This is a genomic window from Candidatus Methylospira mobilis (assembly GCF_009498235.1).
Taxonomy (GTDB): Bacteria; Pseudomonadota; Gammaproteobacteria; order Methylococcales; family Methylococcaceae; genus Methylospira; species Methylospira mobilis.
The window spans coordinates 397293-413841 of sequence record NZ_CP044205.1; the positions used below are offsets into that span (position 1 = coordinate 397293).

The window sequence follows — 16549 nt, forward strand, 5'->3', positions numbered from 1 at the left end:
TGGCGTGAAGTCCTCCGCCTGACTCATCTCACTTCCTTTCCCGCAGTATGTTGAATAGTTATCATATTTTATCAATGCGTATTGGTGTCGGGTAGAGGTATATATGCAGGAAACAATCAGGCATCAAGATTCTGGCGAAGAGTTCTACACGCCGGAGCGTTGTTATATTACCGAGTTGTCGAACCTACCCGGCGATCCGGATGCGTCTATCGCCCGCGCACGTGTACTGCCGGGAGTAACTACCCGCTGGCATCGGCTGAAGGGAGTAATAGAGCGATACTATATCGTTGCAGGGTACGGGGTAGTAGAGGTGGGCGAGCTACCGCCAAAGGAAGTCCATCCGGGGGATGTCGTGCTGATACCTTCGATGTGCCGGCAAAGGATTACCAACTCCGGAGCCGAGGATCTGGTGTTTCTGGCTATCTGTACGCCGCGTTTTCTAAATGAAGTTTATGAAGATATAGACGTTTAATTTCGCGCAACGAACTGCGGGACAGGTAAATGGCGCTACTCCATTACTTGTCCCGCTTGTATCGACGAGGTCTTTGTCTTCAAATCGTTCGGATATGGAGCGTGATCGCTGATTTATTCGTCGAGCAACTCCGGCTTGATTTGTTCCAGCCATTCGTCAATGCGTTCCTCGGTCAGGGTGCTTTGGTTGTCGTGATCAATGGCAAGACCGACAAAAGCGTCGTCAACGACCGCCTTCGACTTTTCGAAGGTGTAGCCGTCAGTCGGCCAGGAACCGATGACCGTTGCTCCACCTTCCTTGACGACTTCGTATATGAAGTACATTGCATCGACAAATTCATGGCCATAGCCTTCCTGGTCGCCCAAGCCGAAAAGCGCTACAACCTTCCCGGAGAAATCCTTGCCTTTTAGTTGCGGCAAAAACTCGAGCCAGCTTTCCGCCTGCCCGCCGGACTCTACTCCCGGTAATTCGCCGTCGCCCAGCGTGGGCGTACCCAATAGCAAAGCATCGTACTTAAGCAAGTCGTCGACGCTTGCCTTGTTGATATTGACCGGCGCATCGGCCGCGTCACCCAGTTTTTTATGCAAGGTTTTTGCAACTCGACGTGTATTGCCGGTATCGCTTCCGAAAAAAATTCCCACTCTAGCCATGACAGTTCTCCTAATAAAACGGGGGTCAAGTAATTACATCAAATACGAAGCAGTTAGACCGCGCCATGCGTTGCGCGTTTTGCCGATGTGGTTTTTGCACTTAGCTCATCGAATGTCAGCTTTCCGTAGCGCGGTTTGTATTCCTTAACTGCATCGTATAAAGCGATAACCTTATCGGCGGCGCTCAGCCCTTTGAAATCGCCTTTTTCCATACCCATCTCCTCTATCAATTCATTCCAGACCATACCTTCGGTCAGTGGTATCAGGACATAATTCACGCCCAGGTATTCCACCTGAGCCGCTTGGGCGATGTTGGCGACGTACAGAATGGACAGCACTCCAGGCGCGAAGTCGGCGCCGTATTTGTCGACGAAAACAGGAAGTAGATCCAGCTCGTCGATAAACCCGCAGATAAACTTCAGCTTATCGTTTTCAATCAGTAGCGCCGCTTCCTTCATGGTGGCGTGCGGTGGTTTTTTTCTGCCCATTTCATCGGCGATGTCTCCTTCCTTGAGGACCCAATCTCCCCGGTAGGCATAGATGTCGCTCGAACTGGCTTTTTCCTTGAGATTGGCGTTGTACAAAAGCTCCTGGGCTTGATAGTTATCTAAAAGCATAGCTGTATTTCTCCGTAATAAATGTGGATATTACCTGGATAAGCAAGTACCAAGCCAGTCAGTGTTCTGCGTCAGGGGTATTCGCGATAAGGCTTTTATCCGTGTTTTTTCAATTTGTTATTGATGGTGAAAATGATGATGAAAGTTTGGTGTAAAGGTACTGAATGTAGCAAACACGACAAAGTCGCTATATGTTTGGTGCAAGCCAAACGGAACCTCGGCATCGGGAATGAAAATGTTTGGGAAGTGACAATTTATATCGAAATGTACAGGTTTTCACATGAGTAAATTAATAAAAATTTTATAAAACATATACTTGTAATATGGCACGCAGGATGCTTGGTATAAATATGAAAAAGTTCGGTGCAATGAGTTGCTTAAGAGTTATATGTATTGAACTGCATAATTAACGTTAACCACTTTCGTAGGGAGTCATCATGGAACTACCCGTATTACAAGATCACCAGCCAGCCGCCAAAGGCGGGTGCAGCGCATCATCCTGCGGTTCCAGCGATGATCAGGTCAATCTTCTTCCGGATACCATCCGCGAAAAGATCCAGAATCATCCCTGTTATTCGGAAGACGCGCATCATTATTTTGCGCGTATGCATGTGGCGGTCGCGCCGGCCTGCAATATCCAGTGCCACTACTGCAACCGTAAATACGATTGTTCGAACGAATCGCGCCCCGGCGTGGTATCCGAACTGTTGACCCCGGAACAGGCCGTCAAGAAAACCATGGCGGTCGCCGCTTCGATACCGCAGATGACTGTATTGGGCATAGCCGGTCCTGGCGATCCGCTTGCCAATCCGGAGCGCACTTTTGCGACTTTCCGCATGCTAACCGAGCAGGCGCCCGATATCAAGCTGTGCGTTTCAACCAACGGTCTTGCGCTGCCGGAATCCGTGGACGAACTGGCGAAAGCCAATATCGATCACGTCACCATTACCATCAACACGGTGGATGCGGAAATCGGCGCGCAGATTTATCCGTGGATATTCTGGAAAAACCGCCGTATCAAGGGTAAAAAAGGTGCGCAAATTCTGATAGATCAACAGCAGAAAGGGCTGGAAATGCTGATATCGCGCGGTATTCTGGTCAAGGTCAATTCGGTGATGATACCGGGGATCAACGACCAGCATCTGGCGGAAGTCAGTCGCGTTGTGAAATCGAAAGGCGCATTCCTGCACAATGTGATGCCGTTGATCTCCGAAGTGGAACACGGCACTTTCTATGGCGTAATGGGGCAGCGCGGTCCCTCTCCTGACGAACTGATGGATTTGCAGGAAGCCTGTTCCGGCGACATGAATATGATGCGCCATTGCCGCCAGTGCCGGGCCGATGCAGTCGGGCTGTTGGGCGAAGATCGGGGATCGGAGTTCACGCTGGACAAAATCGATGCGATGGAAATCGATTATCAGTCGGCGATGGAAATGCGTAAAAACGTCCAGGAAGGCATCCTGGCCGACATGGAGTCGAAGCGCGCTTCCAAACAGCAAAAGGCTGCGCCGGCCGTTCCAGACGACACTCGTCCGGTATTGATGGCGGTGGCGACAACAGGACAGAATCTGATTAATCAGCATTTCGGTCACGCCAAGGAATTCCAGATTTATCAGGCTTCTCCTCAGGGCGTAAGATTCATGAGCCATCGCAAGACCGAGCAGTACTGTTCAGGCGACAGCACTTGCGGCGAAGCCGAGTCGTCGCTGGCGCTGACCATACGTTCGCTGGAAGGCTGCGAAGCGGTGTTGTGTTCGAAAATCGGCTACGAACCTTGGGAAATGCTGGAAGAGGCGGGTATTACGCCAAACGGCGAGCATGCGATGGAAAATATCGAAGAAGCCGTGATGGCTGTGTACCTGGAAATGTTGAAAGCGGGAAAGCTGGATGATTCCGTGGCCAGGGAGCGGAGAGCGGAAGCCTGATGCAGCAGGTCTCCAGCGGTTCTGCTCCGCTGGAGACTCTCACAAATTTTAAAGGGGCAACACTATGGCATTAAAAATTATTGAGTCGTGCGTTAACTGTTTTGCCTGTGAGCCTCTTTGCCCGAGCAAGGCGATATATGAGGCAAAACCACATTTTCTGATCGACGCAAAAAAATGTACCGAATGCGAAGGCGATCACGCTGAGCAGCAATGTGCAGCGATTTGCCCGATAGAAGGCGCAATACTTAACGCGATGGGTGAAGCCGTTAATCCTCCAGGTTCTCTGACGGGAATACCACCGGAAAAAATGGCGCAGGCGCAAGCCGAGCTAAGGGCTCATTGACGCCATGGCCATAGTAGAGTTTTTCGAGAAACCCGGCTGCCAGAGCAATACCCGGCAGAAAGCCTTGCTGCGCGATGCGGGTAATGAAGTAGCGGAGCATAATCTGTTGACCGAACCGTGGACCCCTGCATTGTTGCGGCCCTATTTTGGTAAGGAGCCCGTCAGTAGCTGGTTCAACCCTAGCGCTCCGGCAATCAAACAGGGCGAGATACAGCCTGAGCGCTTAAGCGAACAGGAAGCGCTGGCGAAGATGTGCGCCAGCCCGCTGTTAATCAAGCGCCCGTTGCTGCGGGTCGGAGATCGTTGCTGTTCGGGGTTTGAAAGCGCCGCGTTGTCATTTCTTGGTTTGGACATTACGCCGGAGGGTCACACGAACCGTTGCGCCAGGGACAGCGCGCATCCGGCGCCAAGCTGCCCATCCCCTTTGGTTCAGGGGTGTGAGCCGGCGAATATTGAGCAATGAACGGCTGCGCGCATGAAAACGCTGCAAGCGCTCCGGTTGCGCTATCGGAGCGAATTCATTGGGTGGGGGCTTTCGACCCGCAATTGCGCACATTCGACATTATTCTGAAGACAGCAAACGGCACTACCTACAATGCTTATGCGGTACGTGGATCGGCGGGTGTTGCCATTGTGGATACCGTCAAGGAGGAGTTCGCCGGCGATTTTTTTACGCGTCTGGAGCAAATAGCCGAATATCACGAAATAACCGCCATTGTTCTGAATCACCTGGAACCCGACCATACCGGTGCGCTGCCGGAACTGATGCGGCGCGCGCCGCAGGCCAGGCTGTATGTTTCCTTCATGGCCCAGGTCATGATCAAGGCGCTCCTGAAACAGGACGCGCTGGAATATATAGCGGTGAATACCGGCGACAGCGTCAGTTTGGGCGACAGAACCCTGTCGTTTCTGCACACACCTTATCTGCATTGGCCGGATACGCAATGTACCTATGTCAAGGAAGAACGGGCGCTATTATCGGGAGACGTATTTGGCTGTCATTTTTGCGATACGCGGCTGTTTAATGACCGGGTTGGGGATTTCCGTTTTTCATTTGAATATTACTACGCGCATATCATGCGTCCGTTTAGAAAACAGGTGATAGATGCGCTCCAATTGATAGAAAAGCTGGACTTATCGATTATAGCGCCGGCGCATGGCCCGATTCTGCGCGATCAGCCGCAAAACTATGTGGCGCGCTATCGCGAGCTGGCGTCGCCGCGTCTGAAGCGCGACGTGTCTGCGGATGAGAAAACGCTGCTGATATTCTATATTAGCGCATATGGGAATACCGCACGCATGGCCGAAGCTATCTATGAAGCCGCGCATCAGGTCAATGGCGTGCGCGCATCGCTTTACGACCTGGCGGGCGGGGAAACAAATAGCTTCGCGGACATGCTGGAAGAAGCCGATGGCTTGGTTCTGGGATCTCCGACCATCAATGGCGACGCAGTAAAGCCGGTATGGGATCTGCTGTCGTCTCTGGCCGTTATCAACGTAACCGGCAAGCTGGGCGCAGCCTTCGGTTCATTCGGCTGGAGCGGCGAGGCGGTGCGCCTGATCGAAGACAGATTGCGCGGACTCAAACTCAGGGTTCCGATGCAGGGGTTGCGCGTCAAGTTAATTCCGACCCTCGAAGAAATCGAAGCCTGCCGCGAATTCGGGCGTAGTCTGGGAGAAGAGTTGATGAGCAACAGGCCCGCCCGTATTCTCGATTTTACCGAGGAACTTAAATCGTCTTACTCAACCTAGGAGGAAAACCATGGCAAAAGCCACTGTAACATTTGAAGACATCAACGTCACCGTCACCGTACCGGCCGGCACTCGTATTATCGAGATTTCGGAAAAAGTCGGCGCCGGCATCACCTTCGGTTGCCGCGAAGGGGATTGCGGGACCTGCCTGATGAAGGTGACCGAAGGATGGAATAATCTCAGTGAACCGTCCGTACTGGAAGACAAGATATTGCGCGAGAACTTTGCCGGTAAGCATAACCGTCTGGCCTGCCAGGCGCAGGTGCTTGGCGGTGAAGTCAAGATTCGCCCAGCATAAAAACAAGCGTGAAACAGAATATCTGCTTTCCGATAACCCAATACGATAGCGAGGATAGAAACGATGGCGCTTATTACTTTCAGCAGCCCGGAATACAAGGATAAAACCGTTTACGCCGTAGCAGGCAGTCATACGCAAACACTGTTAAAACTGGCCATAGAGAACAAGATTCCGATCCAGTTCAACTGTCAGGACGGAGAGTGCGGCACCTGCATGGTCAAAGTGAGCAGCATTGATGATAAAAATCAACGTATGGGCAGCCATCTGACCGCCAAGGAAATTGCCGTTTTAAAGTCGCAAGGAAAATTGACCCAGAAAGAAATTGACGAAATCGCGTTAACCGACCTGCCTTCCGACTGGCGTCTGGCCTGCCAGATGATCGTCCGGGATGAAGATATTCTGGTCGAATATTAAAAGCTGCGTTTTGACCGCAATAGCGCCGCAAGGACCGTACTATCCAAAACGGCGCTAATGTTTTGAATTTTTATATCGAGCGAGAAACAATGCCATGCAAGTCCAAGGCTTTATAAAACACAGCATTAAAGCTGCGGCTGCACAGAACGCGAGTTTACAGCCGCGCGCGCAGGCATATCAAACCGGGGCGCCGTTTGCTGTAGCCGTGCCGCATAAGCAAACAGCGGAGCAAATTTATCAATCGCTCGCTCGCCACGCGCACTCCGCATCTCCCAATGCGGAATGGGTGGCGCGTATATTATCGAGCTGGCATGCAGGCCGCGGTGCGCTACCCGATTACCTGGGGCTGCTGCCAGAAGAATTTCAGGCCCTGCAAAAACATTTGTACGGACGGGCGTTACTGTCAGGCATATCGACGGTGGGCCGAGAACCCGATTTCAGCCGCATGCTGGAACGCGACGATCTCAAGCGCTTGATGATGCAGTCCAGCGCTTATCCAGGCAGAGCGGAAACTGCATGGATGGCCGGCATCCTGATAGCCGGTTGCCTTGGCAGCGATCATCTTTGGCAGGATCTCGGCCTCTGGAACAGAAGCGATCTGTCAGGGCTGGTACGCTACAACTTTCCGGAGCTTGCCGCGAAAAACACGCGCGACATGAAGTGGAAAAAGTTTATTTATAAACAATTATGCGAAGCCGAGGGCGTTTATGTCTGCCGCGCGCCTTCGTGCGACGTTTGCATCGATCATGCGGGCTGCTTTGGCCCCGAGGAGTGAGCTATGAGTCAATACCAACATATTTTTGAAGGCCTCCGAGCCAATCGTATCGTACCGTATATCGGCCCCGGAGCAGTGTCCGACGCGCGCAGCGCCCTGACCGGAACCGCCATGCCGGCCGACAGCAACAGTCTGATCCTTGCCATGAACGACGGTAAACCAATGGCGCCCAAGCTGATGTATGAATTCCCGAGAGCGGCGATGAATCTGGAGTTGAAACGTGGACGCAGCTTTGTCGAAGGATTTCTGACACGCACCTACGCCAACACGAAATGGACGCGCGCTCGTTTTCACGACTGGCTGGCGGAGCTGGCGCCGCATTACGTCATCGATATCAATCGCGACAGCCAACTGCAGGACAGCTACAAAAATACGCCGCACCTATTGATCCGCGGCATAGCACGAGTCGCCGGAACCGCTTATCGTTTCACCGTGCATCAATATGATGGCAGCGCGTATCATGAGGTTACCCAGGAAGAAGCCGATAGCGATCTGCCGATATTGTTCAAGCCCATGGGCAGTCCCATACCCAAGCCGTGCTTTATCGCTTCAGATGCCGACTATGTGGATTACATAACCGAGTTGATGGGCGGCTTTGCGATTCCCTCTTTTCTTAAGGAATATCGCCAGGGATTGCAATATCTGCTCATGGGCATGCCGCTCAATCGCGATTCCGAACGCATGGTAATGAGCGATATCACTTGGGGAGCGGCAGAGCAGCGAGGCTGGGTTCTTAATTCCAACCCAACCGATAAGGAAAAAAGATACTGCGAGCGCATCGGGCTGGAAATCATCCCGGTGGAAATAACCGGGTTTCTGAACGAATTTCAACATCCGGCACAAGTTGAAAGCGTTGCTGCATAGTCTCTCGGACTTCTGCTGGCTAACTCATTGCGGACGGAGTATGCGCCGCCGGCGCCAATGATGCTGTGTATTTAACCGTTCATGCCGGGAGTGGTTGGCGAGAGCGGTCGCGGCCCGCCAGAATGGTCGCAATCGCGCCTCCCCGGGTGGACTCTCACGCGAGCTCGCGACAGCTTTGGTCAGTATCAAAGCCGGTTGCAGAATAGTTGCAAGAAAGCTTAAGTTTCTTGAGATAAATGCTTGTCAATTACCGAGGGCAGCTTTCTGGGCGCTTTAATGCGTAGTTGTTTATTGACATTGAATCGGCCGAAGACAACTTCAATGTCGTTACTGGCCACGCCGAACTCTTTTGCCAGGAAGCGGACCATATGATCTGTTGCCTTGCCCGCCACAGGCGCGGCTGTGACGCTGACTTTAAGCTGATTGCCTTTGGCTTTGCCTATGGCGTCCTGTTTTGCGCCGGGCGTGCCTAGAATATTAAGCACCAGGGTTTCACCTTCCCAGGCGCAGAAAGAATTAATCTCCGACTTTTTGTGCGCCACGCCACCTCCGCTATGCACTGAACTGCTTTACATTTCTGGTATTATAGATGCGGGCATTGTTGATTCCAATGCGTGTAAATTTTCCACAGGAATACAAATAGCGTTCAGGCATACCTTTGGGATGCGGTAAAAACCTCCCTGCGTGATAGGGAACACCGGAACTTATTGGTGGTTGCGCTTGCGCATAGCCGCCCTATCCCCCGAGGCCTGCCCGTTGTACGATGAATAAGCGTGACGCATCCCCGCAAGCAGCAAGTGCGATTATGATAGGGAATGACATCCAACGCGCATGCATTAAATCTCCGGTTTGGACTCGATTTTTTTTTCACGGGATGTCTGGCGTGGTTTTTTCCGAGCTTTCTGCTTTGGTTGATCTCCGGCTACTGTCGATGATACCTTAGCCCAGTCGACATGCCGTGCCGCCACCAGTGCGGCGCGTTTACCCAGTTTTCGGCCCAATTCTCCGCCCACAACGGCGCCGACGGTGCTTAACACAGCCTCCGCGCCGGTTTCGCTGGCGGTGCCGAGCGCCGCATTCTGCAGCCAGTCTTTCATATCGGCTGATCCGGCTGTTGGAGGCGCTTCGGGCTCTGCAGCGTCTGCATCCAACGGAGCGGGTGGCTGCAGTTGCGCTTCATCAAGCTTGCGTTCGGCTGTGGCGTAAAGATCAACAGCAGATTTTTCTCCCAGTTCTCCGGCGATAGCTTCGCCGACAAATGCTCCGATCCCTCCGCCCATGGGACCGGCCAGAATAGTGCCGATCATCCCGCCTCCTGCCGCCCCGGCGCCACCGCCTATCGAGTCGCCGGTTCGCGTGGTCAAGGCCTTGGCGACTCCTCGTACACGTTCATTGAACGAGGCGTCGGGGTCTGCATCTTCCGGGTGCACCACTTCGTGCGTTACATCGTAACCGAGCTTGGCGCCGATCGACGTACCGGCAAAAGCGCCCATTTCCGCGCCCAGAATCACTCCTCCGGGGCCGGCGACCGCTCCTATGGCGCCACCTATGACGCCGCCGATGATTTCGCCGGCTGTCATTGCAGCAACAGCACCTCCTACCCCGGCCGGATCGACCATCTCGGCCGCACTATGGGCTGCGGTCTGCGTAGCCTCAAAAACCGGTCTGGCAGTTTCGCCGGCCTTATGCGCGGCCTGTTCTGCACATTTCGCCAGCGATTGGGTCAGTGATCCAGCTTTTTCAAACACTGATTCTTCGGCATTTTCGACCTGACGCTGACAGCTTTCGTCGATTGTATTCTCAGTTTTGCCCGGTTTGGCAGCCGGTTCCGCATCTCGTTTCCAGACTTTATTGCGCAGGATTTGCCAGAGGTTCATACGTGTCTGCCGGTTTGCCGGCTTCTCTTCGCAATCTTTTGAATCGGACCGGTTCATGATTCGAACACCTCTTGAATTGTGTGGACGCCGGGAAGAAAATATCGTACATAGTAATGCTGAATTGTTTCCATATGCCACGCATTCCTGGCAAGTACGCAGTCACTACTCTGCCCGCCGGTTTTGCTCCCCGGAAGCATAAACCAAGGTAGCGGCGGCGCGCAGCAAGTTGGCGCGGCTGTCGATTTCGGTATATCGCGCGCGCGCCAGATCCTTTTGCGCGGTAAGCATTTCTATCACCGTGGACAAGCCGTGGTTATACGACTCGCTGGTGGCCGCGTAGGATTCTTCCGCCGCTTTCAGCAAAGCCAACGCAAAATCGCGTTTTTGCAGCGCTGTTTTGGTTTCGGCGTAAGCTTTCCATATATCGCGGATGATATCCAGGCGCAAGGATTCGAGCTGGGCTTGCGCGGCTTCCTTTCTCGACTTGGCCTCATTCAGCGCATTGCTGCGCTCGAAGCCGTCGAACAATGTCCATTCGACGGTGAGCATTGCCGTATACACCAGGTTGCTTGACGTATAATTCTGACTGGGAGGGGTCACATGCACATTTCCCCAGTATTGATTGCCCAGCATGCCGTTCATCGACAATTTTGGCCAGAATTCGGCCCAGGCCCTTTTCACTTCCGCTTCGCGCGCGCGCAGCTCGGCCAGACGCGCCATCAGGTCGGGATGCTGCTCAAGCGCCTGATCGACGATTTCTTCCGCCGATTGCGCCAGCCGCGACGGCAGCGGCACTTTGCTCAAATCGAGCAGTTGCAGGGCATGTGACGGCGAAATACCCAGGCTCGCGGTTAAATCGGCCTGGGCCTGAACTACCGAGCCGCGCGCATCCTGGAGATCATAGCCGGCTCGGGCCTGTTCCTGCAGCGCCAGCAACAACTCGGGGCGCGTCGCCAAGCCTTTGCCGAATCTGGCCTGCACCGACGCAGCGCCGGCGACGGCCGCCTCCAGCGTCTGCTGCGCCGCCGTTACCCGGGAAAGAACGGCCTGATAGGCGAAAAAACCGGTTGCAACCCGATAGGCGATTTCCTGGTGTTTGCGATTGAAGGAAAAATTGGCGGCGGTCAGACGCTGCGCGCCTTGTTCGATTGTTGCCTCCCTGCGCCCGAAATCGAACAGCGTCCAAGCAAGATTCAGGCCGCTGGTAGACGAGTACCCGTTGCGTATCATCGCCCCGCTAGTGATCATGAGGCTGTCCTTAAAATTCTGGCCGAAGGCCATAGCGGTCAGGGTCGGATACCAGGCGCTACGGTTTCTTTCCAGCCGCGCGGCGGCGGTTTGCGCCTCCTGCCAGCTGACCCGGGTGTCCGGGTGCGAATGCAGGGCCAGATCAACCAGCGCGGGCAGATCGTAAACGAGCTTGCCGTCGACCAGGCTGTCGCCCGGCGGGGGCTCCGCTTTTGGAGCCTGCTGTTCGTCCTTGTTTTGGCGTGCGCTCCAGTAAACGGCGGGGCCGGCGGGAGCCGCCGCATACGGTTCGTCAATCCGCTCTCCGCCCGGCTGCGTGCAGGCCGCCAACGTCATAATGACGAAAACAACCGGACATCGTATGCCGCGATATAAATAGGGCGGCAACCTTCGCAAGTTGGCAGGCTTGCTGCGTTGCAATACTCTTCCCCCGGGAAACACTTTATTCGAACGCCAGTATAATGTGGGATAGTTACTCATTCGGAAGCTGATCATGATATACAATCGGAGCTTACAGCGTGCGGGTTTGCCGGTTATTTTCGCCGTTTTTTTGACGGCTTGCGATCCGATGCTCAGCATCCAGGGTTCGTTCTGGCCGGCCTGGATCATTTGCATACTGGCTGGCCTGGCAATCAGCATCGTGGTGGCCGGGCAGTTGGCGCGGGTCAAGCTTGCGCCGCATCTCGGGCCGCCGCTGCTGGTTTATCCGAGCCTATGGGCGTTATGCACCTTCGCCGTCTGGCTATTATTTTACTCGACATGAACGCAAACAGTTTTCGCCATGACAAAAAGCTGGGTTAATGCGCGGCTCGACAGCTTGCAATGCCGCAGGGCGCTTGGGCGCGTCATCGGACTTTCGATCGTGCTCGGAGCGCTGCTGACCGGGGCGCTGGTCTCGCGAATCAACTACCTGTCTCCGCGTACCAACGACGCGATGGTGCGCGCCAACATTGTCGGCATCGCTCCTGAAGTGAGCGGACGCATCGTGGAACTGCATGTCGAAGACAATCAGCCTGTCAAGCAGGGCGATCTGCTTTATGTGATCGACCCGCGACCCTATCAGGCCAGACTGGATCAGGCCAAGGCGGAATTGCTGCTCGCGGAAAAAGAAGTGGAGGCGCGGCGCGCTTCCAGCTCGGCAGCGGAAGCTGTCGTCGAACGACTCGGATACGAACATGATGCCGCGGGAGCGGAAATTGCCAGGCTCGAAGCCGCCTATGAGTATCAACGCAGTTACCTGGAACGTATCGAGCCGCTGGCGGAAAGAGTCTATGTAACGGCGGACCAGATCAAGGAAGCCAGAACCCGGCTTGCTGCCGCACGCGCTGCTGTTGCCGATGCGCGCGCGAAAGAACGCGCCGCCCGTAGCGCAATCAGCGTAGCGGGTCGCGAAAAAAGCCGTGCGGTATCGTTGATCGCTCAGAGCGGCAGCGTCAATGCCCATATCGAAGCGGCCAGGGCCGCTGTTGCCGCCGCCGAACTCGATCTGGAGTACTGTTCGGTACGGGCGCCGTTCGATGCCTATGTTTCCAATCTGAACCTGCGAGAAGGCGAGTACGCCAAAGCGGGATCGGAAATCTTCGCGCTGGTCGATGACCGGCAATGGTATGTCATCGCTAATTTCAAGGAAACCTATCTGCGTTCTATCCACCCGGGTCAGGAGGCGGAGGTATTCCTTGTCGGCTATCCCGGAAAACGCTACCGGGGCGTTGTCACCGGCATCGGCTGGGCCAACTACCCCGACAATATTCGGCAACAAGGGGTGTTGCCGGAGGTTCAACGCACGCTGAATTGGGTCATGCTTGCTTCCCGCTTCCCGGTGCGTATCGAAATACGCGAGCGCGACCCGGGTTATCCTTTGCGTATGGGCATGACGGCCTTCGTTACCGTGCGTGACCGCCCTGCCGACGGCAGCAGGTAGTAGTGAATCCCGCCAACACAGTGCACACGTCTACCGAAAGCCGGGGACGCAGCAATCTCTGGTTCGGGACCACGCTCGCACAGTTTTTGCTGGCCGAGCTTAGATACTTCCCCGGACGGCGTTTGGCGACTTTGAGGCTGTTCTTCGTGGTGTTGACGATTGCCATCGTCAGCCAATCCCTGCATATGCCGCCGCTGGCGGCGATTGCGATCACCCTCTCCCTGGGTTACAGCCCGTATGCGAATGCCGGCGAATCGCTTGCATTCGGCCTGCGCCAGTTTGGGTATGTAATCATCACTGTGGCCGTATCCGTATTTGCGCTGGCCTTCGCCGGCAATGCCCCTTGGCTGTTTCTGCCGCTGTCTTTGATGATTATTGCGCTCTCCCTGTTTCACGCGCGCTTGATCGCCTGGCCGACCGGCATCGCCATTTGGTATGGGGCTGCGGTGCTGTATAGCCCGACCACCCCCGACGCCGATATTTACCGCGCCTTATGGTTTTTGCCGGTCATGGGCGGGCTTGCCATCGGCATCTGGACTCTGGTGCAACTGACCGTAAAACCGCAGGACCCGCTCAAGCTGCTTACACTCAGCCTTGCCGGGCAATTATCCTCGGTGGAGGCGATACTCGCTTCGCGTCTGACCGGCGGCAGCTTGAATGCGCATGAGCGGCCATATGGCAAGCCCGGTACATTTGGTAAGGTGCATAATCTACTGACGGACGCAGAGCTGATACATCCGTCCCTGAATCGGCAGCGCGGTATTTACGTTGCCTTGCTGGTAGAAATTGACGGATTGCACCGCATTGCGGTCTGGCTGGATCAGGTGTTGACGGAGGAGCGTCGCAATAAACCGATGAGCCGTCAAAAACTGGAAACCTATCTGGCGCTGCAAAGCGCCTGTGCGATACTGCGGCAAGGTGTGACGGAGGGGCGCGATGTTTCCGCTCAGGCTTGGGCGCTGCTGCCGGATGAAGCGCTTCCCGCCGCCACGCTGCAAACCAGCCCTTCGCTGTTGACGGTATTGTGGCGCTCGCTGCAGCGCGTAGCTGGATTGCTGCATTCCTTGCATGATGCATCCGCATTGCCGGAAAGCGAATCCGCCGACGCCGATAATGGCGATGAAGACACCGGAATTCCGGCCTGGTTCGGCTATTCATTCTGGGCCATGCATGTCGACAGCGTACAATTCGGCATCAAATTTTCCCTGGGCGCGATACTTTGTACGCTGATTGTGGAAAGCCTGAACTGGCCGGAAATCGATACGGCAATACTGACTTGCCTGATCGTTGCGCAAACCAGTCTCGGGGCCGATTACCGGCAAGCAATGCTGCGTGTGTCGGGTGCGGCTCTGGGCGGGCTTAGCGCTTACCTCTATATATTGTTATTCCAGTCCCAGATCGAAACCATAGCCGGATTCGCATTGACGACCGCTCCGGTGTGGGCCGTTGCCGCCTGGATAGCCGCGGGCAGCGTGCGTATTGCCTATATGGGCAAACAGATTGGCTACTCGTTCGCCTTGTTCGTATTGCATGATTTCGGTCCTGTCACCGGACTGCATTTGCCGCGCGATCGAGTCATCGGCATTTTTCTCGGCATCATAGTGATGGGCTTACTCGACTATGCGCTGTGGCCTCGACGTTCGATCAATCTGGCGCGCAACCGCAGCGCATCGGCCTTACGCACGCTCGCAAAACTAACGGCCCGGCCGCAGGGACAAAACCTGCCGCTCAAGCGCACTTTGCCGTTGCGCTTGTCTGCGGAAAAAGAACTGGCGGCGGCGCAAGACCTGCTCGGTCACGCAGTATTGGAACCGGATGCAGGATTGGCTGACAAAATGGATGAAAGAACGGCGGTGAGCGCGATTATTGAAGATGCCGGCAATTTGTCTGGAATGCTATTGGTACGGATGAGTTACCGGCTGCTGGGTGGCCCTCAGTTCAACCGTTTTCCCGACGCGTTGCGAGAAAAAAGCCGCGCTTTCGACATTGAGCTGGCAACCGCGCTGGAAAATGCGGCGCTGGCGCTGCAAGGCGCGCAGCCGGAGACCTGGAGCGCGGTTGCGGATACGCATGAGCTGATGCGAACAAGCTACTATGAACATCATGGTATCGAAACCCTGCCGCCTGATATGGCACTAGCCTGGGAGTTGCGCTTCGAGCTGGACCGGCAAATAATCAAACGGGTTGAACGTATCGAGAAACGCGCTACGGAGTTGGCGACAGCAGGTTGAAGAAAGCACTGAAAATGCCTCATACCGACAAACGGAGATTGCTTACGGATTATGCCAACCCTTCCAGCCAAGAGGACTCCCGGAGCCAGTCAGAGAACTCGACAATAATATTTAGCGTTTATTGTCATTAAAGTAGTGCTATATATTGCGTCGTATTTTTTGCATTTGTCTTCTCGGACAGTTTCCAGCGGGCTGATCCAGCTATTTCCCATTCCAGGAAGGACTTCATATCCTGACGCGGAAGCGTCAACGCAAAACCAGCCGTTAAGCAAGCGGTTCAGTTGTTACGCCGGCAATTCATACATGGCGGACTGCGTACCGGCATTTAAACGCAGGCACACGGGAAAAGAACAGTGCGTCCTCAGGCAAAGGTGCTTACAGCATTGCCCTGAAGCGAGCCGTTACCGCCCAGATTATTGGACAGCGATGTCAGGAAATCGCTCAGGGTCGCATTGCTGCCGGTAACGCCAAGTGAGCTGGTCAGGGACTGAAAACTGGACTGCAATGCGGCCAAATTATTTGCTGACGAACTGCTGATAGCACTGCTCGACGAAGAACTCGAAGATGAGGAAAGCTTGCTGATCAGGCTTTGTATATCGTCTCCCCCTCCATGATGGTGATGTCCTCTCCCTTGCTGCCCGGTCACCGCCGATGTTGCGCCAACGCCATTCGTGCTGGAATTGCTGATGCCGTTTTGCGCTTGCAGGGCTTGAAACAGGTTCTGCATGAACGAACCCACAGCCTGCTGCTGCTCCGGGGTCAACGCCTTCTCGGCCGAGCCCGTTGCCGAGGTAGAACTGCTGCCTGTCAGCGACTGTAGTGCGCTCAGTATTGAATTCTGCAATCCACCGGCCGCCTGCGCCCCTTGCTTCTGTGCGGTTTGGTGCGCGTTGTTTACGCCGGTGGAGCCCGATAGCGCGCTGGTTTGACTGAGGTTGCCAACTTGAGACCACCAGTTGCTGTTGTTTGATATGCTTGCAATGCTCATTTTAAGCCTCCTATTCACTAGGTCATCCCTGGGAATTCCAAACTCAGTCTACGCATGCGATGCGGGCCTGAAAACAGGACTGTTGCTATTTATCGAGCAAGACAAAAGCTAAATTATGCATAGGTGTTTGTCTTATGGTGGGCTTTGTCATCAGCAAGGTCCGGATAAAATCCG

18 protein-coding genes are annotated in these 16549 nt (G+C 54.7%); 12 read left to right on the forward strand and 6 right to left on the reverse strand.

Annotation, left to right across the window (positions count from 1 at the left end; all coding sequences use genetic code 11):
• Nucleotides 1–103: 103 nt before the first annotated feature.
• Entirely contained in the window at nucleotides 104–472 is a 369-nt protein-coding gene (locus F6R98_RS01525) for a cupin domain-containing protein (RefSeq protein WP_153247443.1), read from the forward strand.
• A 113-nt stretch (nucleotides 473–585) separates the two neighbouring features.
• Here F6R98_RS01525 and F6R98_RS01530 read toward each other — a convergent pair whose 3' ends face one another.
• On the reverse strand, nucleotides 586–1122 hold the full coding sequence (locus tag F6R98_RS01530) for a flavodoxin (protein WP_153247444.1): 537 nt from the start codon (nucleotides 1120–1122) through the stop codon (nucleotides 586–588).
• Nucleotides 1123–1175: 53 nt separating this feature from the next.
• A complete protein-coding gene (locus F6R98_RS01535) occupies nucleotides 1176–1739 on the reverse strand; it encodes a hypothetical protein (RefSeq protein WP_153247445.1) in 564 nt (187 codons plus the stop codon).
• Nucleotides 1740–2176: 437 nt separating this feature from the next.
• Here F6R98_RS01535 and nifB point away from each other — a divergent pair, with 437 nt between their 5' ends.
• The 8 genes from nifB (at nucleotide 2177) to F6R98_RS01575 (ending at nucleotide 8110) form a co-directional block, all read left to right on the forward strand.
• The gene (gene nifB, locus F6R98_RS01540) at nucleotides 2177–3664 is read left to right on the forward strand and encodes a nitrogenase cofactor biosynthesis protein NifB (RefSeq protein ID WP_153247446.1); all 1488 of its coding nucleotides are present in this window, start codon (nucleotides 2177–2179) and stop codon (nucleotides 3662–3664) included.
• A gap of 64 nt (nucleotides 3665–3728) precedes the next feature.
• On the forward strand, nucleotides 3729–4007 hold the full coding sequence (locus F6R98_RS01545) for a 4Fe-4S dicluster domain-containing protein (protein WP_153247447.1): 279 nt from the start codon (nucleotides 3729–3731) through the stop codon (nucleotides 4005–4007).
• A 4-nt stretch (nucleotides 4008–4011) separates the two neighbouring features.
• Complete coding sequence (locus F6R98_RS01550) at nucleotides 4012–4470, forward strand: ArsC/Spx/MgsR family protein (RefSeq protein WP_153247448.1); 459 nt, start codon at nucleotides 4012–4014, stop codon at nucleotides 4468–4470.
• The gene (locus F6R98_RS01555) at nucleotides 4467–5759 is read left to right on the forward strand and encodes an FprA family A-type flavoprotein (protein WP_153247449.1); all 1293 of its coding nucleotides are present in this window, start codon (nucleotides 4467–4469) and stop codon (nucleotides 5757–5759) included. The genes F6R98_RS01550 and F6R98_RS01555 overlap by 4 nt, the downstream gene beginning before the upstream one ends.
• Nucleotides 5760–5769: 10 nt before the next feature.
• On the forward strand, nucleotides 5770–6057 hold the full coding sequence (locus F6R98_RS01560) for a 2Fe-2S iron-sulfur cluster-binding protein (protein WP_153247450.1): 288 nt from the start codon (nucleotides 5770–5772) through the stop codon (nucleotides 6055–6057).
• Between the two features lie 63 nt (nucleotides 6058–6120).
• Complete coding sequence (locus F6R98_RS01565; RefSeq protein ID WP_153247451.1) at nucleotides 6121–6471, forward strand: 2Fe-2S iron-sulfur cluster-binding protein; 351 nt, start codon at nucleotides 6121–6123, stop codon at nucleotides 6469–6471.
• Nucleotides 6472–6565: 94 nt separating this feature from the next.
• Nucleotides 6566–7246, forward strand: coding sequence for a nitrogen fixation protein NifQ (locus F6R98_RS01570; protein ID WP_153247452.1), 681 nt, complete (start codon nucleotides 6566–6568; stop codon nucleotides 7244–7246).
• A 3-nt stretch (nucleotides 7247–7249) separates the two neighbouring features.
• The gene (locus tag F6R98_RS01575; RefSeq protein ID WP_153247453.1) at nucleotides 7250–8110 is read left to right on the forward strand and encodes an SIR2 family protein; all 861 of its coding nucleotides are present in this window, start codon (nucleotides 7250–7252) and stop codon (nucleotides 8108–8110) included.
• 218 nt (nucleotides 8111–8328) lie between these two features.
• Here the strand turns inward: F6R98_RS01575 and F6R98_RS01580 are convergent, their stop codons facing one another.
• The 3 genes from F6R98_RS01580 to F6R98_RS01590 form a co-directional block, all read right to left on the reverse strand.
• Nucleotides 8329–8652: a DUF167 domain-containing protein gene (locus tag F6R98_RS01580; RefSeq protein ID WP_194270087.1), complete on the reverse strand. Its 324-nt coding sequence runs from the start codon at nucleotides 8650–8652 to the stop codon at nucleotides 8329–8331.
• 294 nt (nucleotides 8653–8946) lie between these two features.
• Nucleotides 8947–10044: a hypothetical protein gene (locus F6R98_RS01585; protein WP_153247454.1), complete on the reverse strand. Its 1098-nt coding sequence runs from the start codon at nucleotides 10042–10044 to the stop codon at nucleotides 8947–8949.
• Between the two features lie 105 nt (nucleotides 10045–10149).
• Nucleotides 10150–11715: a TolC family protein gene (locus F6R98_RS01590; RefSeq protein ID WP_228125031.1), complete on the reverse strand. Its 1566-nt coding sequence runs from the start codon at nucleotides 11713–11715 to the stop codon at nucleotides 10150–10152.
• Between the two features lie 13 nt (nucleotides 11716–11728).
• Here F6R98_RS01590 and F6R98_RS01595 point away from each other — a divergent pair, with 13 nt between their 5' ends.
• The 3 genes from F6R98_RS01595 to F6R98_RS01605 are packed head-to-tail and all read left to right on the forward strand — an operon-like array spanning nucleotide 11729 to nucleotide 15387.
• On the forward strand, nucleotides 11729–11998 hold the full coding sequence (locus tag F6R98_RS01595; protein WP_153247455.1) for a YtcA family lipoprotein: 270 nt from the start codon (nucleotides 11729–11731) through the stop codon (nucleotides 11996–11998).
• Nucleotides 11999–12016: 18 nt separating this feature from the next.
• A complete protein-coding gene (locus tag F6R98_RS01600) occupies nucleotides 12017–13156 on the forward strand; it encodes an efflux RND transporter periplasmic adaptor subunit (protein WP_153247456.1) in 1140 nt (379 codons plus the stop codon).
• 2 nt (nucleotides 13157–13158) lie between these two features.
• Nucleotides 13159–15387 carry an FUSC family protein gene (locus F6R98_RS01605; RefSeq protein ID WP_153247457.1) on the forward strand — a complete coding sequence of 743 codons (2229 nt, stop codon included), beginning with the start codon at nucleotides 13159–13161 and terminating at the stop codon, nucleotides 15385–15387.
• A 361-nt stretch (nucleotides 15388–15748) separates the two neighbouring features.
• Here F6R98_RS01605 and F6R98_RS01610 read toward each other — a convergent pair whose 3' ends face one another.
• Nucleotides 15749–16375 (reverse strand): hypothetical protein, encoded by a 627-nt coding sequence (locus F6R98_RS01610; RefSeq protein ID WP_153247458.1) that lies wholly within the window; start codon nucleotides 16373–16375, stop codon nucleotides 15749–15751.
• Between the last annotated feature and the right edge of the window lie 174 nt (nucleotides 16376–16549).